This window comes from Synechococcus sp. H60.1 (genome assembly GCF_047462335.1).
Taxonomy (GTDB): domain Bacteria; phylum Cyanobacteriota; class Cyanobacteriia; order Thermostichales; family Thermostichaceae; genus Thermostichus.
On record NZ_JANSJA010000257.1, the window covers coordinates 1 to 26,880 of the forward strand.

General features: G+C 60.2%; 27 protein-coding genes. 12 read left to right on the forward strand and 15 right to left on the reverse strand.

From position 1 onward, the window contains the following. The first annotated feature begins 100 nt into the window (after positions 1–100). Positions 101–2,476: a phosphoketolase gene (locus NW852_RS11945; protein ID WP_414370898.1), complete on the forward strand. Its 2,376-nt coding sequence runs from the start codon at positions 101–103 to the stop codon at positions 2,474–2,476. Positions 2,477–2,634: 158 nt separating this feature from the next. Continuing rightward, positions 2,635–3,657, forward strand: a complete 1,023-nt coding sequence (gene mraY, locus NW852_RS11950; RefSeq protein WP_414426776.1) for a phospho-N-acetylmuramoyl-pentapeptide-transferase — start codon at positions 2,635–2,637, stop codon at positions 3,655–3,657. Between the two features lie 188 nt (positions 3,658–3,845). Here mraY and NW852_RS11955 read toward each other — a convergent pair whose 3' ends face one another. From NW852_RS11955 to NW852_RS11970, 4 genes are all read right to left on the reverse strand, one after another. Continuing rightward, positions 3,846–4,415 (reverse strand): hypothetical protein, encoded by a 570-nt coding sequence (locus tag NW852_RS11955; RefSeq protein ID WP_414364850.1) that lies wholly within the window; start codon positions 4,413–4,415, stop codon positions 3,846–3,848. 227 nt (positions 4,416–4,642) lie between these two features. Then, on the reverse strand, positions 4,643–5,248 hold the full coding sequence (locus NW852_RS11960; protein WP_414376875.1) for an Npun_F5749 family FMN-dependent PPOX-type flavoprotein: 606 nt from the start codon (positions 5,246–5,248) through the stop codon (positions 4,643–4,645). 23 nt (positions 5,249–5,271) lie between these two features. Continuing rightward, the gene (locus NW852_RS11965) at positions 5,272–6,540 is read right to left on the reverse strand and encodes a GNAT family N-acetyltransferase (RefSeq protein ID WP_414399084.1); all 1,269 of its coding nucleotides are present in this window, start codon (positions 6,538–6,540) and stop codon (positions 5,272–5,274) included. 76 nt (positions 6,541–6,616) lie between these two features. Next, positions 6,617–7,297, reverse strand: coding sequence for a DUF3386 domain-containing protein (locus tag NW852_RS11970; protein ID WP_414370894.1), 681 nt, complete (start codon positions 7,295–7,297; stop codon positions 6,617–6,619). 438 nt (positions 7,298–7,735) lie between these two features. On the opposite strand from NW852_RS11970, the gene murA reads away from it, so the two are divergent. Then, the gene (murA, locus tag NW852_RS11975; RefSeq protein WP_414364855.1) at positions 7,736–9,088 is read left to right on the forward strand and encodes a UDP-N-acetylglucosamine 1-carboxyvinyltransferase; all 1,353 of its coding nucleotides are present in this window, start codon (positions 7,736–7,738) and stop codon (positions 9,086–9,088) included. A 401-nt stretch (positions 9,089–9,489) separates the two neighbouring features. Next, complete coding sequence (locus NW852_RS11980) at positions 9,490–10,620, forward strand: geranylgeranyl reductase family protein (RefSeq protein ID WP_414376877.1); 1,131 nt, start codon at positions 9,490–9,492, stop codon at positions 10,618–10,620. Positions 10,621–10,625: 5 nt separating this feature from the next. Here the strand turns inward: NW852_RS11980 and NW852_RS11985 are convergent, their stop codons facing one another. The 3 genes from NW852_RS11985 to NW852_RS11995 form a co-directional block, all read right to left on the reverse strand. Next, positions 10,626–11,096, reverse strand: a complete 471-nt coding sequence (locus NW852_RS11985; RefSeq protein ID WP_414364843.1) for an ATP-binding protein — start codon at positions 11,094–11,096, stop codon at positions 10,626–10,628. A gap of 104 nt (positions 11,097–11,200) precedes the next feature. Then, entirely contained in the window at positions 11,201–12,046 is an 846-nt protein-coding gene (locus tag NW852_RS11990; protein WP_414364842.1) for an OmpA family protein, read from the reverse strand. 151 nt (positions 12,047–12,197) lie between these two features. After that, the gene (locus NW852_RS11995) at positions 12,198–12,842 is read right to left on the reverse strand and encodes an XRE family transcriptional regulator (protein ID WP_414364840.1); all 645 of its coding nucleotides are present in this window, start codon (positions 12,840–12,842) and stop codon (positions 12,198–12,200) included. A gap of 165 nt (positions 12,843–13,007) precedes the next feature. On the opposite strand from NW852_RS11995, the gene NW852_RS12000 reads away from it, so the two are divergent. From NW852_RS12000 to NW852_RS12025, 6 genes are all read left to right on the forward strand, one after another. Further along, a complete protein-coding gene (locus NW852_RS12000; RefSeq protein WP_414364838.1) occupies positions 13,008–13,271 on the forward strand; it encodes a hypothetical protein in 264 nt (87 codons plus the stop codon). 84 nt (positions 13,272–13,355) lie between these two features. Further along, positions 13,356–13,718, forward strand: a complete 363-nt coding sequence (ndhC, locus tag NW852_RS12005) for a photosynthetic/respiratory NAD(P)H-quinone oxidoreductase subunit C (RefSeq protein WP_011430811.1) — start codon at positions 13,356–13,358, stop codon at positions 13,716–13,718. After that, positions 13,709–14,449 (forward strand): NADH dehydrogenase subunit K, encoded by a 741-nt coding sequence (locus NW852_RS12010; RefSeq protein WP_414370890.1) that lies wholly within the window; start codon positions 13,709–13,711, stop codon positions 14,447–14,449. The genes ndhC and NW852_RS12010 overlap by 10 nt, the downstream gene beginning before the upstream one ends. Before the next feature lies 1 nt (position 14,450). Continuing rightward, complete coding sequence (locus NW852_RS12015; RefSeq protein ID WP_414364834.1) at positions 14,451–14,996, forward strand: NAD(P)H-quinone oxidoreductase subunit J; 546 nt, start codon at positions 14,451–14,453, stop codon at positions 14,994–14,996. Between the two features lie 47 nt (positions 14,997–15,043). Then, positions 15,044–15,217 (forward strand): hypothetical protein, encoded by a 174-nt coding sequence (locus tag NW852_RS12020; RefSeq protein ID WP_414364832.1) that lies wholly within the window; start codon positions 15,044–15,046, stop codon positions 15,215–15,217. 62 nt (positions 15,218–15,279) lie between these two features. Then, entirely contained in the window at positions 15,280–16,473 is a 1,194-nt protein-coding gene (locus NW852_RS12025) for a class I SAM-dependent methyltransferase (RefSeq protein ID WP_414370888.1), read from the forward strand. Positions 16,474–16,802: 329 nt separating this feature from the next. On the opposite strand, the gene NW852_RS12030 is transcribed toward NW852_RS12025, so the two are convergent. From NW852_RS12030 to psbE, 4 genes are all read right to left on the reverse strand, one after another. Next, positions 16,803–16,922, reverse strand: a complete 120-nt coding sequence (locus tag NW852_RS12030; RefSeq protein ID WP_011431222.1) for a photosystem II reaction center protein J — start codon at positions 16,920–16,922, stop codon at positions 16,803–16,805. A gap of 71 nt (positions 16,923–16,993) precedes the next feature. After that, the gene (locus NW852_RS12035) at positions 16,994–17,119 is read right to left on the reverse strand and encodes a photosystem II reaction center protein L (RefSeq protein WP_011431223.1); all 126 of its coding nucleotides are present in this window, start codon (positions 17,117–17,119) and stop codon (positions 16,994–16,996) included. 5 nt (positions 17,120–17,124) lie between these two features. Continuing rightward, positions 17,125–17,268 carry a cytochrome b559 subunit beta gene (psbF, locus tag NW852_RS12040; RefSeq protein ID WP_414364828.1) on the reverse strand — a complete coding sequence of 48 codons (144 nt, stop codon included), beginning with the start codon at positions 17,266–17,268 and terminating at the stop codon, positions 17,125–17,127. Positions 17,269–17,634: 366 nt separating this feature from the next. Next, a complete protein-coding gene (gene psbE / locus NW852_RS12045) occupies positions 17,635–17,880 on the reverse strand; it encodes a cytochrome b559 subunit alpha (RefSeq protein ID WP_011431225.1) in 246 nt (81 codons plus the stop codon). A 321-nt stretch (positions 17,881–18,201) separates the two neighbouring features. On the opposite strand from psbE, the gene NW852_RS12050 reads away from it, so the two are divergent. Then, a complete protein-coding gene (locus NW852_RS12050; RefSeq protein WP_414370886.1) occupies positions 18,202–19,896 on the forward strand; it encodes an S-layer protein in 1,695 nt (564 codons plus the stop codon). A gap of 364 nt (positions 19,897–20,260) precedes the next feature. Here NW852_RS12050 and NW852_RS12055 read toward each other — a convergent pair whose 3' ends face one another. Continuing rightward, the gene (locus NW852_RS12055) at positions 20,261–21,976 is read right to left on the reverse strand and encodes an HD domain-containing protein (protein ID WP_414370885.1); all 1,716 of its coding nucleotides are present in this window, start codon (positions 21,974–21,976) and stop codon (positions 20,261–20,263) included. A 176-nt stretch (positions 21,977–22,152) separates the two neighbouring features. On the opposite strand from NW852_RS12055, the gene thrS reads away from it, so the two are divergent. Further along, positions 22,153–23,964, forward strand: a complete 1,812-nt coding sequence (thrS, locus tag NW852_RS12060) for a threonine--tRNA ligase (RefSeq protein WP_414426774.1) — start codon at positions 22,153–22,155, stop codon at positions 23,962–23,964. Between the two features lie 51 nt (positions 23,965–24,015). Here thrS and malQ read toward each other — a convergent pair whose 3' ends face one another. The 3 genes from malQ to NW852_RS12075 all read right to left on the reverse strand — a co-directional run. Continuing rightward, positions 24,016–25,608, reverse strand: a complete 1,593-nt coding sequence (gene malQ, locus NW852_RS12065; RefSeq protein WP_414370881.1) for a 4-alpha-glucanotransferase — start codon at positions 25,606–25,608, stop codon at positions 24,016–24,018. 95 nt (positions 25,609–25,703) lie between these two features. Further along, entirely contained in the window at positions 25,704–26,333 is a 630-nt protein-coding gene (gene pyrE / locus NW852_RS12070) for an orotate phosphoribosyltransferase (RefSeq protein WP_414364853.1), read from the reverse strand. Between the two features lie 46 nt (positions 26,334–26,379). Then, positions 26,380–26,880, reverse strand: a 501-nt coding sequence (locus tag NW852_RS12075; protein WP_414426775.1) for a MarR family winged helix-turn-helix transcriptional regulator, incomplete at its 5' end; no start/stop codon positions are given.

Here is a 26,880-nt window from a genome sequence, read left to right on the forward strand (position 1 = left end):
CCCTCACCCCATCTCCCAAATCCAAAGGAATCCCAAGATCCCCAAGCCTACGCCCCAACCTGGCTCACCATGGGAGTAGAGATACCTAGGGGGTACGGCTATGGTTTTGGCAGAACAGCTCTCGACAAAACCGCTGACCGACGACGAACTGCGCAAAATGGACGCCTACTGGCGGGCCGCCAACTACCTGTCGGTGGGGCAGATTTACCTGATGGACAACCCGCTGCTGCGGGAACCCCTCAAGCTAGAGCATGTGAAGCCGCGCCTGCTGGGGCACTGGGGCACCACACCGGGGCTGAATTTTATCTACGTGCATCTCAACCGCATCATCAAGCGGGAAAACCTCAACATCCTCTACATCACCGGCCCCGGCCATGGCGGCCCCGCTCTGGTGGCCAACACGTACCTGGAGGGCACCTACAGCGAGGTATACCCCAACATCAGCCAAGACGCCGAGGGCATGCGCAAGCTCTTCAAGCAGTTCTCCTTCCCCGGCGGCGTACCCAGCCACGTGGCCCCGGAAACCCCCGGCTCCATCCATGAGGGGGGAGAGCTGGGCTATGCTCTAGCCCACGCCTTTGGGGCAGCCTTCGACAACCCCGATCTGCTGGTGGCCTGTGTAGTCGGGGATGGAGAAGCCGAGACCGGCCCCCTGGCCGCCTCTTGGCACTCCAACAAGTTCCTCAACCCCATCCACGACGGGGCGGTGCTGCCGATTCTGCACCTCAATGGCTACAAGATCGCCAACCCGACGATCCTGGCCCGCCTCAGCCGTGAAGAGCTGCAAAGCCTGTTTGTGGGCTATGGCTACAAGCCCTACTTTGTCGAAGGCTCCGAGCCAGCCCAGATGCACCAGTTGATGGCCGCCACTTTGGACACGGTGATCCACGAGATTCAAGAAATCCAGCAGCACGCCCGCAGCAAAGGGGATCCTACCCGTCCGCAGTGGCCGATGATCATCCTGCGCACCCCCAAAGGCTGGACGGGCCCCAAAGAGGTGGACGGCAAAAAAGTAGAGGATTTCTGGCGCTCCCACCAGGTGCCACTGGCGGATCTGGCCAAGAACCCGGAGCACCTCAAGCTCCTGGAAGAGTGGATGCGCAGCTACAAGCCAGAAGAGCTCTTCGACGAAAACGGCCGTTTGCGGCCCGAGCTGCAAGAGCTGGCCCCCAAAGGGGAAAAACGCATGGGTGCCCTGCCCCACGCCAACGGCGGCCTGCTGACGCGGGAGCTGAAAATGCCGGACTTCCGCAACTACGCCGTAGACGTCCCGCGCCCTGGCACCACGGAGGCCGAGGCCACGAAGGTGCTGGGACAGTTTTTGCGAGATGTAATGAAGCTCAACCCCCACAACTTCCGCCTCTTTGGCCCCGACGAAACTGCCTCCAACCGCCTGAACGCCGTGTTTGAGGCCAGCGACCGCACCTGGGTGGCGCCTATCTACGACTACGACGAGCACCTCTCCCCCGATGGACGGGTGATGGAGATCTTGAGCGAGCACGTCTGTCAGGGCTGGCTGGAGGGCTACCTGTTGACAGGCCGCCACGGCTTCTTCTCCTGCTACGAGGCCTTCATCCACCTGGTGGACTCGATGTTCAACCAACATGCCAAGTGGCTGAAAACCACCCGGCACATCCCTTGGCGGCGGCCCATCCCCTCCCTCAACTACCTGCTCACCTCCCACGTGTGGCGGCAGGATCACAACGGCTTTAGCCACCAGGATCCCGGCTTTTTGGATCACGTGGTCAACAAAAAAGCCGAAATCATCCGCGTCTACCTGCCGCCGGATGCCAACACCCTGCTCTCGGTGGCCGACCACTGCCTGCGCAGCCGCCACTACGTCAATGTCATTGTGGCGGGGAAACAGCCGGCCCTGCAGTACCTGGACATGGATGCCGCCATCAAGCACTGCACCCAGGGCCTGGGGATCTGGGAGTGGGCCAGCAACGATCAGGGCTCGGAGCCGGATGTGGTCATGGCCTGCTGCGGCGATGTGCCGACGATGGAAACCCTGGCGGCGGCGGACTTTTTGCGGCAGCACCTGCCGGATATCAAGATCCGGGTGGTGAACGTGGTGAACCTGATGAAGTTGCAGCCGCCCAGCGAACACCCCCACGGCATCAGCGACAAGGAGTTTGTCAGCATCTTCACCCCCGACAAGCCCATCGTGTTTGCCTTCCACGGCTATCCTTGGCTGATTCACCGCCTCACCTACCGCCGTCCCAACCACCACAACCTACACGTGCGCGGCTACAAGGAGGAAGGCACCACCACCACTCCCTTTGACATGTGCGTCCTCAACCAGGTGGATCGCTTCAACCTGGCCAACGACGTGTTGGAGCGGGTGGAGCGCTTCAAGTACCGGCGGGATCACGTCCAGCAGTTGATTCGGGACAAGCTGGTGGAGCACAAGCAGTACATCTGCAAGTACGGCGAGGATCTGCCGGAGGTGCGCAACTGGAAGTGGCCCTACTAGGGGATCCTTCGCCTCTGGGCCTCCGGCAGGGTAGAGTTTTCTTAGGCTCTCCTGCCGGAGTTTTTTGAGGAGTTGGGCTGGAGGTTAAGGGGGTGAGGAGTTCAGAAAGGGCGGATGCGGATACGCTTCCCGCTCTGGAAGAGGCGGCCTGGGGAGGGATGGCCCTCTCCTGGGTTCTGGGCCTGGCCCTCTCGGCGTTGGTCATCGGGATCCGGCCCCAGGTGGCCGTCCCCTTTGGATTGAGCGTACTGGGATCGGCTATGCTGGGATCCCTGCTTCTCCCAGCCTTGCGGCGCTGGAAGGCAGGGCAGGTCATCCGCGAAGAGGGGCCCCAGTCCCACTACAAAAAAGCGGGCACGCCAACCATGGGTGGCCTTAGCTTTTTGCCCGTAGGGCTGCTGGTAGCTGGCATCGGGAGCGGCTGGGATCCCCAGTGGCTGGCGGTGGCGCTGCTGACTCTGGCCTACACCTTGGTTGGCTGGCTGGACGATTGGCTGGTTATCCGGCAGCGCTCCAACAAGGGGTTGTCCCCCAAGGTGAAGCTGTTGCTCCAAGTTGGGGTTGGCCTGGCTTTTTGCGGCTATCTAGCTTGGCAAGGGATCCCTACCGTTCTCACCCTGCCGGGAATAGGTGCCCTCTCCCTGGGCTGGCTGTTCTGGCCTTTGGCTTTGTTTGTGTTAGTGGGAACCAACAACGCCGTCAACCTCGCCGACGGCATGGACGGTCTGGCGGCAGGGGTGGTGGCCCTCGTCCTGGCAGGGCTGGGGCTGATGGCAGCGGATCCCGTTTTGGCGCTCGTGGCTTTTGCCTTGAGCGGTGCCTGTCTGGGCTTTCTGGTGCACAACCACCACCGGGCCCGCCTGTTTATGGGGGATACCGGATCCCTGGGCTTGGGAGGCGCTCTGGCGGGGCTGGCCCTGCTGGGGGATCAGCTCTGGGCCCTGGCCTGGATGGGCGGGATCTTGGTGGTGGAAGCCCTGTCAGTCATCCTGCAGGTGGGCTACTTTCGATACACCAAACGCAAGACCGGCCAAGGCAAACGGCTGCTGCGCATGTCTCCCCTCCACCACCATCTGGAGCTGGGGGGCTGGTCGGAGGTGCAGGTGGTGGGGTGCTTCTATGGGCTAACGGCGCTATTGGTGGGGCTGGGCTGGGCCTGGTGGCACTGGGCCGGAGCTTGAGAGGCAGAGGATCCCGGCGGACTGCAGCTCCCACTTCCCGTGCAGGGGCCGAGCTCCCAAGCCGAGTTTGGGACTATCTTCTCCTCTACTCTCCAGCGCCCTCTGAGGAGCCAGAGTGCAATGGCTGTAACTTTTTTGAACCATTTTGAAAAGTTTGAAAGGGTATTTCGGGCCGCCTGCCCGGCTGCCTAAGGCTGCAAGATCATCGACCAAAAGCCGCTCTCTTCATTCCAAAAGGGCGCCAGCGACTCTCCCACCACGTTCGGCCCCCAGTAGCGAGCGGTTCCATCCAAGGTAAAAGCCACCACAATATCTCCGGGGCCGATCTGCAGTGGCTCCTCGCCCAAACTCAGCACCAATCCTTCACTACCCCCTTCTCCGGGCGCAAAGTCCCAGTGAGCCGTTTCTGGGTTGAGCAGCCGTCCGCCGCTGCGCATCAAGATCACTAGCCGAATCGGGTGAGGGGTGCGATTGCCGACTCGAAAGAGTCCTGTGCGGGTGGAGGTGGGGAAGGCAGATTCTGAGGGCAGGGCAGGAGCTATATTCTCTTCAAAGGAGCCTTGCGGGGATTTTAACATCGGCTGGGCTGTCAGCTCCTGAACGGGAGCCAGACCCCAAACCAAAGCGACAGCCAACCCCAGGGATCCCTGGCGCAGCCTGTCCTGCAAAGCTCTGGCCAACAAGGGCTTGCCGGTCAAAAAGAGAGGAGCAACAGCTTGGGCAATGCGCTTAGCAAATGAGAGGGCGGAAATAGACATCAGAGGTACCGCAACCAGGAAGGCTAGGTATCGGCTGGAGACAGAAGCTGAGGGACTCCTACCCCCCAGGAGGGGAGCTCCAGCTGCCGTCAGACGGCGTCGCTCCGGAGGGTGGGAGATTGTTCATTTGCGCTAGCACATCTATTCTCTTCAATATTCTCCCGGAAAGCGAGGGGAAAAACGGCTTCCCTGCCCCCTGCCCAGGTCGGAGCCGGCTGGGATCCCTTCTAGGGGTTGACCGCTCGGCATTGCCAGCCTTGCGGACTGCGCTCGTAGACGGTTCGCAATTGGGGGTAGGTTGCATCCCCCTTGAGCTGGAGGTGATCCACCTCCGTTGGATCCAACAGCAATAGGACAAATGTCGGCGGTGGCAAAGAAGCCTTTTCGGGGGGCAGCTCTCCAACAAAAGCCTCTGGTGGGGCAAGAGGGCCTTTGGGTTCCGGCCAGAACCAGAGCAGCCGTCCTTTTTCCGAGATTTGCTGCCATACCTGTTGCCGCTGCTGCTGCGCCTGGGGATCCGGGTGGTCAGCGGCGATGGCCTCGAGAGTGCCGGCAATGCGAAATTGCTCGCGAGTTTTACAGAAGTACCAGCAGATCTGGGCCAGTGGGCAGTGGGCAATCTGGCAGATCTTCTCGCTGCGGCTGTCCACCGCCAACTGGATGCGGTCGGTATCCCGCAAAAATCCCCGGAAGACCACCGTGCGGTTACGCGGATGCCCCTGGGGATCCACTGTAGCCAGTTGCAAATAGCGTACACCGGGATCGCTGCGGTTGCGGTGCAGGGCCGCCTGGAGCAACATCCGCCAAGAGGGATCCCTGGCTAACGGGTTCATGGGGGTGCCCGCCAAGACTTCAACTAGGGAGGGGGAGGAGCCTCTGATTGCGAGTCTCTGGCGCACCCCGGTGAGGACTCCGGCTGAGTAGCGCGAACGGCATTGGGATCCGGCACAGTTGGGTGAAGAGAATGAAAGGGATGTTCCAGCCAGCCCTCCGTTGCCCCCTCAAAGCGTTCTGGCACCGGCTGCTTCACCGGCAATTTTTGGAGCACCAGAGCGAGATACTCGGTATACCCAGGGAAGCGGACTTCCCGCACCTTATGCCACACCGAGCGCGACATTAGCAGCGTCCGCTCCACGTCCTGGGCTCCCAGCTTGAGCAAAAATTCCTCCCGTTCCGGCTGATAATCGGTGGAGGCCAAGGCCAAAGCCTGCGGGGGATAGGCTTGGGTGAGCTGGGCCATCTTGGCCATGAGCTCAGGATAGAGCCAGGTGTAAGCGGGGTGAACCGTGAGCTTGGCCACATGCGGCTGCTGCCCCGTCCGATCCAACTTCAGGTTGAAATAGCCAATGGCGGTTTTCCGCTCGGGCTCATAGACACACATCTCCACCCGTTCCGTTTGGCTGATGGCACACTTGGCCCGTTCCAAAAGCCACTCCAGTGGGCTGGTGCGAAAATCGCTCACGTCGCGGTCGTACACCTGGCGCACAGTGGCCGGCATGGATCCCGTATCCAGTTGGTAGATGGCGTAGGCATCCCGGTTGGTCACCGGCACCAAGTTGGGCAGCTTGGGCTCGTGCTGGCTGAGAGCGGCAAGGATCTCGGGTGGAATCGACCAGTAAGTAATCTGAACCAGTGGTTGGAAGCCATTGTGTCGGTAGAGGGCCATCGCCTCCTTGTTGTGGATGTTCACCTCCAAGATCCAGGTGCGAGCCTCGCGAAAGTGCTCCAGGCAGTGCTTGAGCAGCCGGGATCCCACCCCCTGCCGCCGCGCAGAGGGCACCACAGCAATGTGATCCACCCGCCAGGTGCTGCGGGAATGGTTAAAGGGAGAAACTTGAATGACCCCCTGGATTTTGCCTTCCAGCTCCGCCACATGTACCGTAAACATGTGCTGAAAACGGTTGGGAAACAGGCTCAAGGTTTTCAGGGGGCCATACCACTGCCGTAACCGCCGCACTTGGCGACGAATGTCCACCGAGCGGCTGCTGTACTCTTCATCAAAAGCTTGCGCCAAAATCTCCTCCACCGCCTCCAGATCGCCCAGTTGAGCGGGGCGGAGAATCAGTTCGGGAGCCTCCCTAGGAGCTTTGGAATCCGGGTTGGGCTTTGCCGCAGGGTTGTCCATGCCAAAGTGTGGGCGGGAGAACATTCAAAGCATAGCTCAGGATCCCTCTTCCGGAGGTCGTTGCTGCCACAAAAATTCAGGGTGTTGGGCTTTTTGTAGTCGCTTGGCCGCTAGCATCCAGCAAGGCAAAGTTGCTGAAGCTAAAGCACTTCTCAACAACGCCAGCTTCCGTCTCCGTTTGAATGCGCCGCTCCGAGAGAATGTAGTACTTGCCCACCTTGGTGTAGAGATCTTCAAATTGGCTGCGCCCACCCTTTTGCTCGCCAGTCTTGGCGTCGTGATAGACAGAGTCGTAGCGGTGGGAGAGGTAGCCTTCGCCGGTGTCGTGGCTGCTGAAGGTGTGGATGGTCACCACTACTCCATGAATATGCCGATGCACCATGGTTACCTGGTTGTCGCGCACGTGGTAGCGATCCCCTTCGGCTTTGCCACCCACCAGGATCTCCACACTGCCATCGGGTAGGATCTGGCCATAGCGGAAAGTATTGTTCCCGTGGGTCTCGGCAAAGCTGCGGCGCACCCGGTGAATGGCAATCTCCCAAAGTTGATTGTGAATAGCTTTCCGGGCTTCCTCATCCTCCACGCCCGTAACCGTCGCTTTCAGGTCTGCCCCCACTCGCACCTGCCCCACAAAAGTACGCTCCCCATCCCAGTAGGTGACTTCGGCGCTGTAGCCCGGAAAGTCGGGATCCCAGGTGTAGCGATTTTCGTAGGCGGCCCGAAACAACTCTTCGGCAGAAACTTGGGTCGCGGTCATCGGGTGTCTCCTGTCTTACTGGCAAGCGCTTCTCATAGCCATCCATCATACTGCCCCTTGCTGCCAGGCTACTCCCCCAGCCGCCTGCGGCAAGAACCTGCATTTGTTGACATACTCCCTACCGGCTATAGCCTGCTTCCACACAGCGCTAAGACAGGGGTTTTCGCATCGCAAAGAGCTGGCATAGCTGATCCCCCATCCGCCGCTGTAGGATAGAGGCACGGCCACTCGAGCTTCTCTTCCTGCCTCACGCCAAGTTTTGGCCTGCAAGCTTAGTTGCTGCTTTGATCCCCAGAGTATTCTCTGGAAAGAACTTTTCTATCTTTTTGTGGGTGAGGAGGAAGATTGAGAGATTTTTTTGACGATCGCGTCGGTAGGACGGAATCCCCAGCGCCTAACCTGTCGCCGGCCCAGACCAGAGTGGCAGCCCCGCCGGAGATGATGGGGCCGGTGCTGAAAATTGTCGGCAAGCAGACCTTGAGCGGCCACATTCCCATCGGCGGCGCGAAAAACTCGGCTTTGGCTCTCATGGCGGGATCCCTTTTGGCTCCTGCAGCTTGCCGAATTCACAACGTGCCACGCCTGCTGGACATTGAACGCATGGGGCAGATCCTGACCACCCTAGGGGTTAAGGTGTCCCATGTGGGCAATACCCTCGACCTGGATGCCAGCTCCCTCAAAACTTCCCAAGCTCCCTATGAATTGGTCAGCCAGTTACGGGCCAGTTTTTTCATCATCGGGCCACTGTTGGCGCGGCTGGGAGTGGCTAGAGTTCCTCTGCCCGGCGGCTGTGCCATCGGCTCCCGTCCGGTGGATCTGCATGTGCGGGGCCTGCAAGCGTTGGGGGCAACGGTTCAAATCGAGCACGGCGTGGTTCATGCCTATGCCCGCAAGCTGGTGGGAACCCGCATCTACCTGGACTATCCCAGCGTCGGCGCCACTGAAACTCTGATGATGGCCGCTACGCTGGCGGATGGGGAGACGGTCATCGAAAATGCCGCCCAAGAGCCAGAAGTGGCGGATTTGGCCCGTTTCTGTCAGGCAATGGGGGCCCGCATTCGCGGTGTAGGCACTAACACGGTTGTGGTGGTAGGGGTACCGCGCCTGCACGGCACCGAGTACACGGTCATTCCCGACCGCATCGAGGCCAGCACCTACCTCATTGCCGGGGCCATCACTGGCTCCGAACTCACGGTTGGCCCTGTTATCCCGGATCATCTGCGGGCGGTGATCGCCAAGTTGCGTGACATGGGGCTGCGGGTGGAGGAAGAAGGCCCCAACCGGCTGCGCATTGCCCCGGCGCGACTCAGTTCGGGCTGGCTCTGCCAGGCAACCGATATCCAGACCTTGCCCTATCCGGGTTTTCCCACTGATGTGCAGGCGCCGATCATGGCCTTGGCCGCCCTGAGCGAGGGCAGTTGCACCATCGAGGAGACGGTGTTTGAAAACCGGATGCACCACATCCCCGAGCTCAATCGCATGGGGGCAGACATTCGCCTCAAGAACCGGGTCGCCCTCATCCGAGGAGTGCCGTCGCTGTCGGGAGCGCCGGTGGTGGCTACGGACTTGCGGGCGGGGGCAGCTCTGGTGTTGGCCGGCCTGGCGGCTGAGGGCTGCTCTACCATCCACGGCCTCCACTACATCGACCGCGGCTACGAAGCCATCGATGAAAAGCTGCGCAATGTCGGGGCCAAGGTGTATCGCTGTAACCACCCGGCAGGGATCCCGCTCACCCCTCAGCCTGAGCAAGCCGATGGAAAGGGGATCCCATCGCAAAATTGGCCCATTTGAGCAATAGGGCTTGAGCCTACGCTGTTGGGGGGATCCGCTGGCCCCAAGCGTCATCCCCTTGGTTTTCTGGAGGGAAAAAGGATGCGGTAGGCTAGGAGCTGACAGCCCAAATTCTAGGGAGAAGGGGTTAGCTTAATCGGCGGGAAGCCCCGCACTGTAATTACTCAAGAGCCAATCCGTGTCGGGATGAAAGCTGTTCGTGCTACAAGTGAGGAGAACAAGTTCAATCTCTGGAGAGTTTCCCGCCGTGGGTCGCACGGTGGCCGCACGCTGAGACCTCTGTACCAACAAGTCTGGGAAGCGTGAAGCCCGCACTCTATCGGTTCGCGCAGCGTGGCATAAGCCATATTGTGTTGACTCAACGCAGGGGAGTGTCGGGAGTCGTTCACGGATCGAGAGCCATGTCCCAAGTGTACGACTGTGTCATCGTCGGCGCTGGCCCTGCCGGCGGCTCGGCCGCCTATCACCTGGCCAAGCGGGGGCGCTCAGTGTTGGTTTTGGAGAAGGATCCTTGGCCCCGCTACAAACCCTGTGGCGGCGGCGTTTCTCCCATGGTGGCGGCCTGGTTTGACTTCGATTTCAGCCCCGCCATTTCGCTGAAGATCCGGCAAATTCGCTACACCTGGCGGGGCGGGGATCCGGTTGTGGTTGACCTGGATCTGAAAGAGCCGGTATGGATGGTGCGGCGGGAGGTCTTCGACCATTACTTGATTCAGCAGGCGCAAAAGCAGGGGGCAGCGCTTCAGACGGAATGTCCTGTCTCCGGTATTGAGTGGCAGAGCGACCGCTGGCAGGTGATGACAGCCACCGGCCCGGTCTGGGGTCGGTATGTGATCGGGGCCGATGGGGCAAAAGGCTCGATGGCCAAGTGGCTGGGCTTTCAACACCGGCAGCGCCGCCTGGCTGCCGCCCTGGAAGCAGAAGTGCCCGTCTCAGAGCCGCAAACCGCAGCCGCCCACTTCGACTTTGGCGCCGTGAGCAACGGCTACATTTGGAACTTCCCCAAAGCCGATGGCTACTCGATCGGGGCGGGCACCTTTCGGGGTGGCGAAAAACAAAACTTGCGGGACATCGCCGCCGAGTACGCCCAAAGCTTTGGTGTGGACTTGAAATCGGTCAGGCAGTTTGGCCATCCCATCTGTCTCTGGGAGGGAGATCAACCCCTGCACAGCCAAAATGCCCTCTTGGTGGGAGATGCCGCCTGTGTTGTCGATCCGTTTACCGCCGAAGGGATCCGCCCCTCCCTCCTCACCGGCATGCTGGCAGCGCAGGCCATCGACCAAGCCCTGGCAGGAGATACGGAAGCCCTGGCGACCTACTCCGCCCGCGTGCAGCAGGAGTGGGGCTCAGAGATGCGTTGGGCCAAGCGGATCGCGGCGCTGTTCTACCGCTTTCCGGGTGTAGGCTACAGGGTAGGCGTCAAGCGACCGGGAGCCACTCGGCGCATGGGCCAAATCTTAGCCGGTGAGCTGCGCTACAGCGATGTGGCCAGCTCGGCCATTCGCAAGTTGAGCGCTGGCCTGTTAGCCTAGGCCGGTCATTGGGAGACAGGGGCGGGATCGTCGAAGCGCCTGCTGATTAGCAGGCAGTTGCGGCCATCCGCCTGGCGAGTGTAGCTCAAGTGGGTGGAGAGAGCCTTCATTAGCAAAATGCCCCGTCCTCCCTCAGACTCGGCGTTGGGGAGCCTGTTGGCTGCCAGGTTTTGGGCAAAGCCCTCCAAGTCGAACTCCTGCCCTTGATCCCAGATGCGCAGCTCCAGCCCCTGGGGCATCAGAACCAGCTCGATATCAATGGGTGTACTGGGAGGCAAAGCGCGGTGGGCATGGCGAACGGCGTTGGTAAAGCCCTCCGCCAAGGCCAACTGGCATTCCAACCAGATGGGGCCCGGGATGCCGGCGTTGCGGAAAGACTCAAACCACGTCAAAACCTGGCCGAGAGCATCCAGGGTTGTGTCTACTCTCAGCGCAAAGGTCTGCTTTTCCCCCGACGGAATCCCTGCTGCGTTCAAAATCGAAACTCAACGATAGGGATTGAACCTGAAGCCATTTGGCCCTACCAGATTCTAGACCAGAGCCCTGCCAGAACATGTCATCCCCCATTTTGGGGGGGAAGCTAGGGAGCGATGATCAAATCCACACGGCGGTTCCGCTGCCGTCCGGCTTCTGTGTCGTTATCGGCCACCGGCAGGGTGGGGCCAAAGCCAGAGGTTGTCCAACTGATGGGATGGCCTTCCGGCAACAGGTTAGCTAGGTAGTCTTTAACAGCGTTGGCGCGGCGCAGGGAAAGAGCCAGGTTGTAGTTTAGGGATCCAATGTTGTCGGTGTGACCGTTCACTTGAACGCGGGCGCCGGGCATGGCTTCCAAGGATTTCGCCACCTGGGCCAGCAGCGAGGCCGCCTCAGGCCGAATCTCGGCCTTGTCGAAGTCGAAGAGCAGATCGCCCGGCAGGCTGATGGTTCGAGTTCCCACCTGAAAAGAGGTAGGGGTCGGCGTTGCGCTGGGGGCGGGGACGCTCACTCCCTCCGGGGCGATCTCGGCAGCGGTGGCCGATTCCCACCTCGGCTCAGGGGCCACTGCTTGGGAAGACAGCCGTTGCAGCCGCGACTCCAGTTCTTCAATTCGGATCAAAAGCTGGATCACCTGCTGGCGGAGTTCTCGAATCTCCCTTTCCAGCTCCGTGAGGCCCTCGTGATTTGGATTCCCACTTGGTGAAGCTGCATCGGCTGTCGGGCTCACCGCTGCGGGACTGGCCTGGGGTGGGGACAGGGTGGGCAGGAGCGGCGGCGGGGTGGGGACAGGCTGTTCAGGCGGCGTATTGACCTGCGGCTGGGGAGCTGGCAGCGGTTGGGTCGGAAGCTGCTGCGGGAGCACCATTCCCGCCCAGATGCCGCTGCCGACCAAGAGGAGCCCACTGGAGAGATTGAGAAAGACCGTTGCACGTTTGGATGGGCGAGGCATCGCAGGCAAACCTCCGGCTGGCTGGGCGTAGGCGAGGAGCGAAAACCGGGCTCAACTCAACGCCTAGAGTCGATCCTATCCGGCGACCACCGCTCGCCAAGAGGATTAGGGGTTGCTCAGGCTGCCACTTCCCGCCATCCTTGGCAAAAGCCTAGTCGAAGCTAAGACGGCCCCGATAGCGCCCTATAAGGGTCAGGCCATTGACGGGATCCGCACAATCGACCACAAAAGACGGAAAGCGTGGGTTGTCACTGATAACTTTTACTCGGGATCCCGACAGGCGGTGCAACCGTTTGACCCACAGCTCGCCATCCCTCTGAAAGACGTAGATGCCCTCCTCCCCCAGCTCTTCTTGCCGCTCGACAAAGATCCAGTCGCCATCTTCCAAGGTGGGAGACATGCTGTTCCCTTGCACCCGAATCAAGCTGAGCCCATCCGGGTTCCCCTTCAGATGGGCCCGCAGCCAGTTACGCTCAAAAGCTAGCACCGACTCGATGGACTCTTCCCGCACCAGCGCCCCGGCCCCTGCCGAGGCAACCACATCCACCAGAGGCACGTATACATACTCCGTTTTGGCGTCGCCAGGGGATCCCTCCCCCGTAATCAGCCAACTGAGACTCACCCCCCCCACCTGGGCAATTTTCACTGCCTTGTCGATGCCGGGCACGGATCCCTTGAGGTAACTGCGCAAGGCTGTATCGCTAATGCCGGCCCGCCGCCCAAACGCATAAATGGCCTCATTGCCGATCACCTGTCGCAAACGGGCAGCAAAGGAGGAATCAGAGGAGGTGGACATCGGCTTAACACTACAGGTTGTGTACAACTAAATTTCTACCACTATATATTGACAAGTCAACCCCCGTGAGAGGTGGGGGATAGTGTTTATGCTGAGTTGGAGGGAAGAGGGCAGAGTTTCCAGTAGTAGGATCTGAGAGGCTCAACTTGTTCTGGCTTGATCCCTATGACCGTCTCAGACTGGAAGCGCTGGCTGGATCATTTTCTCATTGCCCTAGTCTTTCTGGTGTTTGCCGGCTTTGTCTGGTTTGTCTTCTCGGTAACGGGAGCTTTCATTGGGATCCCGCTGGGCTACAAACTTTGGCTACGGCTGTGGTTGCCTCTGTTCCAGCCAGCGCTGGGGATCCTGATGGCTGGAGCCCTGCTGAGCGGGGTGTGGGGTTGGCTGGAGAAACGCCACTCCTGCAATCGAGACCATCAGCAGAACTAAAGATTGGGCAGCGCCAGGAGGCTCCAGACTGGCTCTATACTGAAAACGTATCTAAATGTTGAGCACCGGAGGCGGTCTGGCGTCGTGTTTGTCTTATCCGGCTACGAGTATTTGCTGGTTTTTCTGATCGTCTGTGCCCTGCTGCCGGTCTTGGCTCTGGGAGCTTCTGCGCTCTTAGCCCCAAAGCGGCGGGGATCCCTGCGCCGCAGCACCTATGAGTCGGGGATGGAGCCGTTTGGCCAGGCCTGGATCCAGTTCAACATCCGCTACTACATGTTCGCCTTGGTCTTCGTGATCTTCGACGTGGAGACTGTGTTCCTCTATCCCTGGGCGGTGGCCTTTCATCGCTTGGGACTGCTGGCCTTTGTGGAGGCCCTGATTTTCATCGCCATCCTTGTGGTGGGCCTTGTGTACGCTTGGAGAAAAGGAGCGCTGGAATGGTCATGACCTCTAAGGAGCCGGAAGTCTTGTTTCCGGCGTCTGCCCCGCAAGTTACCACAGACCTCTCGAACAACGTTGTTCTCACCACGGTTAACGACCTGTACAACTGGGCGAAGATGTCCAGCCTCTGGCCGCTCCTCTACGGCACTGCTTGCTGCTTCATCGAGTTTGCAGCCATGCTGGGCTCCCGCTTCGATTTCGACCGCTTCGGCCTGTTGCCTCGTTCTTCGCCGCGCACGGCCGATTTGATCATCACGGCAGGCACCGTAACCATGAAGATGGCGCCGGCGCTGGTCAAGCTCTACCAACAGATGGCCGAGCCGAAGTACGTGATCGCCATGGGGGCCTGTACCATTAGCGGCGGCATGTTCAGCTCCGATTCCTACACGGCGGTGCGGGGGGTAGATAAGCTGATCCCAGTGGACGTGTACATTCCTGGCTGCCCGCCTCGCCCGGAGGCAATCATGGATGCCATCGTCAAGCTGCGCAAGAAGATCGCCGCCGAGGATATGCGGGAGCGGGGCCGCCTGCAGCAAACTCACCGCTACTACACCGTCAAGCACAACCTCAAGCCGGTGCCAGAGATCATCACTGGCAAGTATTTGGAGAGCGAAACTCGCCAAGCCCCGCCGCCGGAGTTGGCCGCTGCTATTGGCCTGCCGGTGCCACCGGCACTGCAAACGGCCGACTTCAAGCAAGCAGAGCAACAGCTCAAAGCGCTGCAGGGAGGAATGTGAGATGACAGAGGACAAAGCCCAGGAAAAGCCGTCCTCGACAGCCGAGCCGACAGAACCATTGGCGACGCTGGAGCGGGGGCCGGTCTCCCAGTTCCTCGCCGATAATGGCTTTGACCATCAGTACCTGGGTAGAGATGCCGCCGGAGTGGAGCTGTTGGAGGTGGAGCGGGACTTTCTCTTACCTGTGTGTACTGCCCTCTATGCCTATGGCTTCAATTACCTGGAGTGCCAGTGCGGCTACGACCTGGGGGCGGGGCAACCTCTGGTCAGCCTCTATCACCTGATCAAGCTGGTGGACGGGGCAGATCGGCCGCAGGAGGTGCGGATCCAGGTGAAGCTGCCCCGCCAAGATCCGCGGGTGCCTTCGGTGTACTGGATCTGGAAGTCGGCGGACTGGCAGGAGCGGGAGACTTATGACATGTACGGCATCATCTTCGAGGGACACCCCAACTTGAAGCGGATCTTGATGCCGGAAGACTGGATTGGGTGGCCGCTGCGCAAGGACTATATCACGCCTGACTTCTATGAGTTGCAGGACGCCTACTAGGGGGGATGCCTCAACCGGCTGAGCAGCGTTCGCAGGACGTGAGAGAGATGTGGCCTTTTTTACTCTTGGTAATCTACGCAGGGGGAGTTTGGTACTCAGCCCGCAAGGCAGATCGCATCTACTCAGGCTCTGGAAAGTGGGCGGTGTCGGCCCTCTGGCCGCTGCTGCTCTTGACCAACCGCCAGTTCCGCCAAAATTGGCGTCGTCCCTTGAATAAGTGAGTCTATCCCCATTGGTAAGCCCTTCTAGGCAAGACTTAGGCTTGGGCAATCCGGGTTTGCCCTTGTTGCCCTCGCAGGCCGACCGAAGGTTGCCAGAGCTGATTGGCAGCCGCATTCGCGCTCGGGGACCAGTGACCTTTGCCCAGTTCATGGAGTGGGCCCTCTACGAGCCAGGGCTGGGTTACTACGAGCGGGAGCATCTCCCCCTCGGCTATGACTATCGCACCTCCCCCCACTTGGCGGCGGATTTTGCCCAACTGTTGGCTGAGCAGATCTTCCAGTTCTGGCACATTTTGGGATCCCCCCCCCATTTTGCGGTGATTGAGATGGGGGCGGGCAGCGGCCGCCTGGCTGAAGACTGGCTGGCCTATGTGGGCTCCACTTGGCCTGACTTCTGGCAAGCCCTGGAGTACGGGATCCTCGAGCGCTCTGCTTTTTTGCGGCGGCTGCAGCAAGAGCGCTTGGCCGGCTATGGCGAGAAGGTGCGCTGGCTAGAGTGGGACGAGATCCCAGATGGATCGGTAAGCGGCTGTTTTTTTTCCAATGAGCTGGTGGACGCCTTCCCAGTCCATCGGGTACAGGTGCAGGCAGGGGCCTTGCGGGAAATCTACGTGGATTGGGCAGAGGGGGAAGAGGGGGGCTTCCGAGAAGTGTTGGGGGCTCCCTCTACGCCCGCGCTGGAAACCTACTTTGCCCGCCTGGGGATCCCGATTGCCACTTACCCCTCCGGCTACCAAACCGAGGTCAACCTCAAGGCCCTAGAGTGGCTCCAGCTTTTGGCCCGCAAGCTGCGACGGGGCTACGTGCTCACCCTTGACTACGGCTACACCGCCCAGCGCTACTACAGCCCCCAGCGCTTCCAGGGCACGCTCCTGGCCTACCGCCAACACGGCACCTACGCGGATCCCTATGTCTGGGTGGGATCCCAAGATCTCACTGCCCATGTGGACTTTACCACCTTGCAGCAGGTGGGGGAATCTCTGGGGCTCAAGTGCCTGGGCTTCACCCAGCAGAGCTACTTTTTGGTAAACCTGGGATTGGCGAAAAGGCTAGCCGACCTCAGCCAAGTTGGCGACGAGGGGGGGGATCTGGGCCAGGTGTTGCGACGGCGACATGCCCTTCACGCTCTGCTGGATCCGCTGGGGTTGGGGAGCTTTGGGGTGCTGCTGCAAGCTAAGGGCCTGAGCGACTCGGAGTATGCCCAGCCGCTGCGGGGCTTTGTCGATCCGGAGCTACACAGGGGGATAGCTTGGTAGCCCCGCACTAAAGTGGAAGGTGGAGAAGCCCGCAAGCAACTTGAGTTGCTCTCCCTTTGCCCCAGCGGGCCGGAGGCCTTAGCAAGCACCTACTACGAACCCGACCAGTGCATAGCGTGAAAGCGTTGCTCCGCAAAGTAAGCTGAACCTTAGGGCTTTGCCCTAGGGAACTGTGTAGAGGCGTCTTGACAGTGCTTTTACAAGTCCGCTTGTGGACTGCGTAAGAATCCCCCGACTTAAAGTCGGCGGAGTGTCAAGCGTACCCTAAAACGAAACAGAGCGAGGGGTCGTGTGGATTACTGCCCCTCGCGCTCCTCTACTTCTCTAAACTACACGGGGGCTCCAAGACCGGTATAGGAGCCATAGAAGAAAAGCCCAACCACCGTGACTACACCCAAACCGACAACCACAGCCACTATCCACAGAGGGATCCTTGCCTGACTAGTCATAGCAACTGGCCTCCAAAAGAAATTGATTCCTGCAGCTTTTCTCAACTTAAGACCGGAGATGGATTAAAGTCTCAGTTGAGAAAGTAGCTGGAAAACAGCAGCCCAACCACAAACACCAGCAGCAAGCCCAGGTATAGGGAAGTGCGGTTTAGCTCTACCGGTTGGGTGTTGGGATTCTTTTCGGGTTGATCAGCCATGGGGTTCACCGTTGAATAAACTGCATCGCAGCAATAGCTCCCAGAAAGAAAACGGTTGGAATTGCCAAAGTATGCACCGCCAACCAACGGACGGTAAAAACAGGGTAAAAAACGGGCTCATCAGGGTTGTTTACAGATTTGGTCGCCATAGTCCAGATCCTGGCTCTTGGAACACAAAATAGATTTACAAATCGCAACAGGTGAACGATCCCCGACCCTCATCTTCGTTGAGTCAGCACAGCATGGCTTACGCCACACTGCGCGAACCGATAGAGCACGGTCTTCATGCTTCACAGACTTGTTGGTACAGAGGTCTTAGCGTGGTGCCACCGTGCGGCCCGCGTCGGGAACAAGTCAGGAAAACTCTCCAGAGATTTAACTTGTTCTCCTCAATTGTAGCACAAACAGCCTTTATCCCGACACTGATTTGCTTTTGAGTAAATACAGTTCACAAATACAGTGTGGGGCTTCCCGCCGATTAAGCTAAAGAGTTGCCAGCCTGGCCCTGCTCTTTCCTAGCGAGTTAACTTTTCCAGTTGCTCGAGAGCGTTGAAGCGGTCACTGACAATCGGCAACTCCTGCCGCTCTGCGGTGAAATACTCATTGGGGCGTGGAGTACCAAAGATATCATAAGCCAAGCCGGTGCTGACAAAAAGCCAACCCGCCAAAAACAAAGCGGGAATGGTCAGGGCATGAATAACCCAGTAGCGGACGCTGGTAATAATATCGACAAAAGGTCGCTCTCCAGTGTTGCCAGCCATGAAACTCCTCCCTGCACTAGGGGCAAAAGGGCTCTTTGAGTCTATAACACAATGATAGGGATTTGCATGCACAGCTACAAGTTACAAGACGATGGCTCAAGCCGTTTGCCGGCAAGCCAGACTCCATCTTGCATAGGTCAGATCTCCTAACAGCCTCTGAGTTCAATCCCAGGGATCCCCAGGGTGAGCCCGCACGCCTGGGGGTTGGGGATCCCACTGCCAAAGGGCGCAATCCCAACTGGTATCGAGGGCTTGAGGGCAAGGCGGAACTTTGAGGTAAGCTGACCCTGGGGGGATGTCAACGGAACAGGAGTAACAGCTATGCGGTGCTCGTGGCCCCTAGCTCTGAGTTTGTGTTGGACGCTAGGCTGGTCGAGCGTCAGCCTGCCGGCTTGGTCCCAAGGAGTAGAGCAGCAAGCCTCACTGGCCTGGGCCGATGCCTACGTGGCGGCGCTGGAGCGCCAGACCGATCTGGTGCTCACCCAGGAGCCGCTGTCGGCCACTCTCACCCGCCTAGAATTGGCCCAGTGGCTGACGGAGTTTTTCGGCTACATCCCCAACCCCAACCAGGTGCAAGAAATTCGCGATCTCGAGCCCAATACCCCCGACTATTGGACGGCCCAGGCGGTGCTGCAGGCAGGGGCGATGCGCCTGTATGAGGGCAACGAGTTTCGTCCGCAAGGAGATCTCACCCACCTGGAAGCCCTAGCCATTTTGGTGCGGGCATTGCAGTTACCACCTCCCAGCCCAGAGGCCATAGAGCAATGGATGGCTCTCTACAGCGATGCTGCTGAGGTGCCGGAGGTGGGACGGGCCTTTGTGGCCATGGCGGGCAAAGCGGGGCTATTGGTGAATGTGCCGGATCCCGCCCGGCTGCGGCCCAATCGGGTGCTGAGCCGAGCTGAGGGGGCGGTGCTGTTACATCAGGCGTTGGTGTATCGCGGTCAGCTTCCACCCTTGCCGCCTCCGGTGGTGCAGTTGCGGCCTTCTCCCGCTGCGGTGGCCGAGACCATCCAACCCGAAATCTTGCAAACGCGGGTTATCCCTGAGTCGGGAGTGGTGCCGGCAGGGAAAACCTTGACCGTTGAGGCGCAGGGTACTCCCAACGGCAGGGCCACGGTGGATATTGGCGACCTGGTGCGGGGTTTGCCCATGGAAGAAGTGCAGCCCGGCTATTACCGCGCCGTTTACACCCTTGGCCCTCAAGACAGCGCCTTCGGCCCCGATATCCGCATCCAACTGAGCCTTAATGGAGTCAGCACCCGCGTTCAGCGGCGGCTCCCTCAACTGGCCCTGGGCAATGTCGCCCCCCCGCCGGTGGAACCGGTGTTTCCTCCCCCCGCCCCTCTGCCGCAGCCAGCCACCCCCGCCCCTCTGGCCGCAGCCGGCAACCGCTATCCGCGCATTGCGGCGATTCGCCTGGATCCCCAGCGCGACCTGGTGGAAGGGGATATCCTCACCATTGCCATCTGGGGGGACTCGGGAGGGATCGCCCAGTTTGATTTGGGGAATCTGGCCCTCAACCAGCCGATGCGGGAGGTGCGACCCAACCACTACGAGGGCACCTACGTGGTGGCCCCCACCCACCAAGCCAGCAACCCTGTTTTGCGAATTGTGCTCAGCAAAGACGGCCTCAGCCAGGAGTACCGCGAGATCTTCCCTTTTGCAATCGATGGATCCAAGGGAACTCGCTCCACCATTCAGCCAGCTTCTCGGCCTGTCGCTGCTGGGCCGCCTCAGATTTTTAGCATTACCACCAACAGCACCAGCCTGCGCATGGGCGAGATCCTCAAAGTGACGATGCGAGGGGATCCGGGGGGGCGGGCAGCTTTTCGCATCGTCGGGGTGACGCCAGAGGTGGAGATGCGGGAGGTGGCGCCCGGACTCTATGAAACCCAGCAACAACTGCCCTTCAACATGCAGCCGGTCAACAACGGCCTCATTGAGGTGATCCTGGAGCGGGGCGGGCAAAGAGCCACCCAAACCAGCCCCTCGCCAATCACCATCGCTCCCTGAGCAAAACTTGCCGCGCAGCATCGTGAAAACTTTATCCCGCTGGCGCAAGCTGTAGTTAAAGGCGTACGATCCGATTGCCCAGCTATTGGCGATCACCGGCAGACTGGTAGTTATAGCCATCTCAAATGGTAATAAAACATTTCTCCGCGTCGTCATTACTACGCAATGCTGTCGCGAACGCGCCGGCGGCGCGGAGCACTATCCCTAACTCCCCTCTCCCTGAGGGAGAGGGGCCGGGGGTGGTCGCGTTAGCGGCGCGGAGCGCTTGGGCTGACTCCCTCAGGGAGAGGGGCCGGGGGTGAGGGTAGAGGGGGGCGGCGGCAAAGTGTCTTCGTCTTGTTTGAAACGACTATATGCCCCTTGGCTAGACGGCTGCCTCAAAGGGATCCGCGCTGCGCTGGATCTGGGTGGATAATTTGGGAATCACCTGCAGCTTGAACTGTTGCTCGAAGGCCTTTTTCTTCTCGTTCAAGCTCCACAGCTCCAGGGCACAGTCGTCGTTGGGATGCCTGGGATCCAAAATCAGCTCCATCTGGCGGGGGCCTTCTCCCAGAAGCTGAAAGCGGCAGTGCACCGCTTGGATGGCCTGCAGGCGGCGGCGATCCAGAGCACAGGCTATGCGCAACAAGGGGCTAAGTTCCAGCACCACTTGGCGATCTCGCTCGTCGCTGAGGCGCTGGAAGTTCTCGTGCTTCTTCTTGGGGGGCGACTTGCGGTGGTAGCGGGCCAGGTTGGCGATCACCTCCACCTCTTCTTCGTTAAAGCCCAACAGCTCCCCGTGGCGGATCAGATAGTAGGAGTGCTTGTGGTGGGCGGCATGGCTGATGAAGTGGCCGCAGTTGTGCAGCATGGCGGCCGCCCAGAGAAGAGCCCGCTCCCGGGATCCCCAGGAGTGCAGGATGCCGCGGGTTTGATCGAAAAGGCTGAGGGCAAACTCCGCCACCCGCTCGGCATAGGGGATCTCCACCTGGTATTTTTCCGCCAACTTGAGGACGCTGCGCCGCCGCACCGAGCTGTGGTAGCGCAGCCGATCTTCAATGAGCCCCTGGCCGATCATCCAATCTACGATCAGCCCTTCCCGCAGCGCCCGCTCGCAAAACTGGATCCGCTCCACCCCCAGCAGGCTCATCACCTCCTCCAAAATGACCGCCCCGGCCAGGATGATCTCCCCGCGTCTTTCTCCCAGACCGGGCAGCTTTTGCCGCTCGGCTACCGTGAGAGAGCGCAGCTCTTTGACATAGCCCCGCAGGGCTTCCAGGCTGAACTCATACCCCTGCAGGCGAGTGGGGGGAGCACCCAAGCGGCGGCGGGCATCCAACTGGGCCAGGCACTCGATGGTGCCGGAGGTGCCCACCAAGGTCAGGGATCCCGGCTGTTGGGAAGCAGCAACGATGCGCCTCATCTGCTCGATGGGAGCTTCCAGCATGCCGCGGATGTGTTGTCGCAGGGCCTGCAGCTCGGCAGGGGTGGGTGGGTCGTGGCGCAAAAACGCTTGGGTCAGGCGCACCGCTCCCACCTTGATGCTGCGCAGGAACTCCGGCTCTTGGCCGTTGCCCAGAATCAGCTCGGTGGAGCCGCCGCCGATATCCACCACCGCGTGCAGCCGGTTGTGGAACTCCATGGCCGAGAGCACACCTAGGTAGATGCGGCGGGCTTCCTCCTGGCCTGAGATCAGCTCTACCCGCAGGCTCAGCTCCTGTTCTATCCGCTTTAAAAATTCCAGCCCGTTGGGGGCTTCGCGCACGGCGCTAGTAGCCACCGCAACAATGTCCTGCACCTGAAAGCTTTCGGCAATGCGGCAAAACCGCTCCAGGGCCACCTGCGCCCGTTCCATGGCGGCAGGCGTCAGGGCGCCCGTTTGGCTGCAAAACTCTCCCAGGCGGACGGTGGCTTTTTCGCGGGAGATGATGGTGAAGCTGGGGATGTGGGGGTTGATGCGCACCACCACCATGTGCAGGGAGTTGCTGCCCACATCGATGGCGGCGATAACCGGAGCAACTCCAGATTCAGAAGAGGAGACCGGTTTCGCTTCGGAGGCGGCGGCAGAGCGTTCGGCAAGGTTGGCGAGCGAAGAGACCATGAATCGAAGGGGTTGCCACACTTCTAGAATACTGTGTGCTTTCCCCCCTTTTTCCTGGCCGGGTTGTGGACTGAGGTTCAAGGGGGCAATTCCCCCCGCCTGGGATCCCGTCTGCCCTGGGCTCAGCCTAAGATAGGGACACGGATAGTCGTTTTTTTGTCGTTAAGCGGGTTCCGATGTCTCAACCAGCCGCGTCGCCTCAGCAGGCCAACAGCCCTCTCAAGCTGCTGCGTACCCACGAATCTCCCAAGCTGGAGCGCATTCGCCATACCACCTCCCATGTGATGGCCATGGCGGTGCAAAGGCTATTTCCCAAGGCAAAGGTAACCATCGGCCCGACGACCGACTACGGCTTCTACTACGACTTTGACCATCCCCAGCCCTTCACCCCGGAAGATCTGGAGCGCATCAAAAAAGAGATGCAGGCCATCATCAAGAAAGGCTTGCCGGTGATCCGTGAGGAGGTGAGCCGGGAAGAAGCCAGACGCCGCATTGAAGCCCTCGGCGAGCCTTACAAGTTGGAGATCCTAGACAGCATCCCCGAAGGCGAGCCGATCACCATTTATCATCTGGGGGACGAGTGGTGGGATCTCTGTGCCGGCCCCCACGTGGAAAACACTAAGGAGATCAACCCCAAAGCTTTTGACCTGCTCAGCGTGGCCGGCGCCTATTGGCGGGGGGATGAGACCAAGCCGCAGCTCCAACGCATCTACGGCACCGCCTGGGAGACGCCGGAGGAGCTGAAGGAATACAAGCGGCGGCTGGAAGAGGCCAAACGGCGGGATCACCGCAAGCTGGGCAAGGAGCTGGGCCTTTTCATCTTTTCCGACGAGGTGGGGCCGGGCCTGCCCCTTTGGACCCCCAAAGGAACTACTCTGCGCTGGGTGCTGGAGGATTTTCTCAAGCAGGAGCAGCTCAAGCGGGGCTATCTGCCGGTGGTGACGCCCCACATCGCCCGCGTGGATCTGTTCAAGATCTCCGGCCACTGGCAAAAGTATCGGGAAGACATGTTCCCTATGATGGCGGAGAATGAGCAGGCGCGGGCGGCAGAGCAGGGCTTTGTCATGAAGCCGATGAACTGCCCTTTTCACATCCAAATCTATAAATCGGAGCTGCGCTCCTACCGCGATTTGCCGCTGCGCTATGCCGAATTCGGCACCGTCTATCGCTACGAACAATCGGGGGAATTGGGAGGCTTGACCCGCGTTCGCGGCTTCACAGTGGACGACGCCCATTTGTTTGTCCGCACCGATCAGTTGGAAGAAGAGTTTCTCAAGGTTGTCGATCTCATTCTGGTCGTTTTCGAGAAGCTCAAACTCAAAGATTTTCGCGCCCGCCTCAGTTTCCGCGATCCCAAATCCGATAAATATCTGGGATCCCCGGAAGAGTGGGACATGGCCGAAAATGCCATTCGGCGAGCGGTGGAGAAGCTATCAATGCCGCATTTTGAAGGGATTGGGGAGGCGGCTTTCTACGGGCCAAAGCTGGACTTTATTTTCCGCGACGCGCTGGATCGGGAGTGGCAGTTGGGCACGGTGCAGGTGGATTATCAAAACCCGCAGCGCTTTGATTTGTACTATGTAGCCGAAGACGGATCCCGGCAGCGGCCGGTGATGATCCACCGCGCTCCCTTTGGCTCGCTGGAGCGGCTCATTGGAATCCTCATTGAAGAATACGCGGGGGATTTTCCCTTCTGGCTAGCGCCAGAACAGGTGCGCATTTTGCCCGTTTCCGACCAATACCTGGGCTATGCCACCCAGGTGCGGGATCACCTGCGGGAACAGGGGATCCGCGTCCACATCGATGCCGACAGCGACCGCCTGCCCAAAAAGATCCGCAACGCCGAGAAGGCCAGGATCCCCTTCATGCTCATTGTGGGAGAAAAAGAACAGGCAACCGGCACAGTCAGCGTGCGCCAGCGCCACGGCCAAGACCTGGGATCCCTGACGGTGGCGGAGTTCCTGGCCCAGGCGCGAGCGCTGGACTAGCGCGGGTGGGATGGAATCTAGCTGAGAATTGCTCCTTTATCTTTCGGCAAACTAGGCAGGGCTTGAGGCTGCCGTAGCCGCCCGCTCTTGGGCCAAGGCCGCCCGCCGCTGCTCAAAGTCTTGCGGGGAGATGCGCCCGTAGGTGACGCTCAGCTCCGCCAGCCGCTGGGCCAGCTCCGGCCGCAGCATCTCCTCGCGGTAGCGCCAGGCCCAGTTGTTCTCGGCCCTGCCGGGGAAGTTCATGCGCGCCTCTGCCCCCAGGCCCATCACATCTTGCAGGGGAATGATGGCCAGGTCGGCCACGGAAGCCAGGGCCAGGCGAATCAGATCCCAGTGGATGCCGTCAGATCCCTGACAGCCCAGGTAGCGCAACAGATTTTGTTTTTCCCACTCCGGGCGTTCTGGGTCATGAAACCAGCCCACCACGGTGTTGTTGTCGTGGGTGCCGGTATAGACGACGAAGTTGCGCTCATAACTATGGGGCAAATAGGGGTTATCGGGCCCCGAGCCAAAGGCAAAGAGCAGCACTTTCATGCCGGGCAAGCCAAATTGATCCCGCAGTTGCAACACTTCCGGTGTGATGTCCCCCAGGTCTTCGGCAATCACCGGAATTTCCCCCAGCCGGTCGGCCAACGCCTGAAAGAAGTCAGCCCCCGGCCCTTTCTGCCACTCGCCTTCTACTGCTGTTTCCGCCTCGCCAGGGATGGCCCAGTAGCTCTCGAAGCCCCGGAAGTGGTCGATGCGGACGCAGTCCACCTGCTTGAGAATGGCCTGGATGCGCCGGATCCACCAGTCGTAGCCGCGAGCCTTGAGCACCTCCCAGTTGTAGAGAGGGTTACCCCAGCGCTGCCCAGTGGGGCTGAAATAGTCGGGGGGCACGCCGGCTACCTGCAGGGGCCGTCCCTGCTCATCCAGGTGAAACAGCTCGCGGTTGGCCCACACATCGGCACTGTTGGGGGCGACATAGATGGGCAAGTCGCCGATCAGCCGCACCCGATGCCGATGGGCATACTCCCGCAGAGATCCCCACTGTTGGGCAAATAGGTATTGCCAAAACATCTGTTGGGTAATGGCATCGGCATAGCGGTCGCGGGCCTCTTGCAAAGCCAGGGGATCCCGTTGTGCCAGGGCCGGATCCCATTGGGTCCACTCCTGGTCACCATACACCTCTTTGAGGGCCATGAATAGAGCGTAGTCCGGCAGCCAGTCGGCCTCGGCAGCACAGTAGGCTTGAAAGGCTTCCCAGTCGGCGGCGGTGGCCTTGTCTTTGAAAGTGGCCCAGGCGCGGCGCAACAAGCCCAGCTTGAAGGGGATCACGGCTTCGTAGTCCACCCGCTCGCCATTCCCCGCCTGGATGGTCGGCCATTGGGGCAGATCCTGCCAGCCGTTGGGTTCCAGCCAACCGGCTTTGACCAGCAGCTCTGGGCTAATCAGCAGCGGGTTGCCGGCAATGGCGGAAAAGCTCATGTAGGGGGAGTTGCCCCAGCCGGTGGGCCCCAGAGGCAGCACCTGCCAGAGGCGCTGGCCGCTCTCCACCAAAAAATCCACAAACCGGTAAGCAGCCGGCCCCAGGTCGCCGATGCCAAATGGCCCTGGCAAAGAGGTTGGATGGAGGAGGATCCCACTGAGTCTGCCCATGCGCATGGCTATGCCCTTTTGCCCAACCAAGTATTCCACCGCCTATGCTGTCACTTTTGCAGTTGGATGGACAGCTCCAGAGGAGACAGAATCCCTCCAAGCTAGCTCCTCCAACCTTGGCAGACAGCCCGGTGGCAAGCCTGCACCTCTTCGAGGGTAAACAGGCGGCGAAAAGGGATCCCTACTTCGCGGTAACGGGCCTCTGCCCCTTCCAGTCGATCCACCAAAGCCAGGATCCCTTCTGCCCGATAGCCCGCTGCCCGCACCCGCTCTACAGCTTTGAGGGCGGAGCCGCCAGTGGTGACCACATCTTCCAAGATCCAAATCCGGCTGCCCGCCGGCAGTTCCGGCCCTTCGATCCAAGCTTGTGTGCCATGTCCCTTGGGCTCTTTGCGGACAATCAGGGCTGCCAGGTTGGACGGCTCAGCCTGCAGAGACGCCAAACCCACCGCCGTGACCAAGGGATCCGCTCCCAAGGTCATGCCGGCAACTGCCTCGGTCTCAGGGGGCAGTAGCCGATGCAGCAGGGATCCCACCAGGTAGGCTCCCTGGGGGTGGAGGGTAACTGGCTTGCAGTTAATGTAGTAGGAGCTCTGCTGCCCGGAGGTGAGGGTAAAGGATCCCTCGCGGTAGGCCAGTTGGGCCAGCAGATACAGCAATTTCTCCCGCGCCTCAGCCGGGGAAAGACTTGAGGGAGAACAATCCAGGAGCAACACTGCAGGGATCCCCATCAGCTCAACCATCAACCCATAGCTAAGGATAGGGATTGGGTAAACACTAGGACAAGCTATGGTTCGGCTCTGCCACCACCGTGGCATCCGACTCCTCCGACAAGTGGGCAATCAGGCGATCCACCAGCCGCGACAGGGTTGCCCGTTCTTCTAGACTGAGACAGCCGTAGGTTTGCTCCCGCAACTCCCCAGTGAGAGGGGGTAAAATTTCTTTCAACTTCTCTCCGGCAGGGGTGAGGTGAACCCGCCAGATCCGCCGATCCTTGGGGTCCCGCTGCCGCCGGATCAGCTCCCGTTCCTCCATGCCGTCCAAGACACCGGTTATGGTGCCCCCCAACTGCTGCAGGCGCTCCCAGATGGTGGAGGTGGGGATCCCGTCTTCTTTCCAGAGGCAGCAAAGCACCACCCCCTGGGAGGTGCTCAGGCCGAAGGGCTCGAGGTAGGCCTGAAATTTCCGCCGCACCAATTGCGACAACAGCCGAAGGCGATAGCCCAGAGAATAGGGGGCCAGAATATCGCGCCATCGCTCCAGGAAGGCTTGTTTCTC